Annotated in this window: 1 protein-coding gene; it reads left to right on the top strand. The window is 55.6% G+C overall.

What is annotated here, in order from left to right; translation table 11 throughout:
* Positions 1-20 precede the first annotated feature (20 nt).
* A partial coding sequence (locus CVH10_RS20785; protein WP_369335925.1) for a DUF6402 family protein occupies positions 21-270 on the top strand: 250 nt, incomplete at its 3' end.

Raw genomic sequence — 270 nt, 5'->3', positions numbered from 1 at the left:
TCCAGCAAATACCGGATGTCATGGACAAGCTCAGGCTGCCGGTGGCGGCCAGGATGATGCGGCACTGGTTTGCGGGGGAGGCGAATTACTCGGTCAGTGAAGACGACTTGAAGGCCGGGATCGATCAGAACGGCAAGCCCTATCCGCCCAACATGATCGACCAGAGCATCATCGATCTCGATTGGGTGCTTGGTTTTCCGCGTGCCAAAAAGGCCTATGACGAACTGATTTCTACCGCTATCTATGCGCCGAATGCGAAGGCGGAAATCA

This window comes from Halomonas sp. ND22Bw, assembly GCF_003011945.1.
Classification (GTDB): Bacteria; Pseudomonadota; Gammaproteobacteria; order Pseudomonadales; family Halomonadaceae; genus Halomonas; species Halomonas halophila.
Note: the sequence above shows the minus strand (reverse complement) of the source record. Positions and strands in the feature narration are given on the sequence as shown.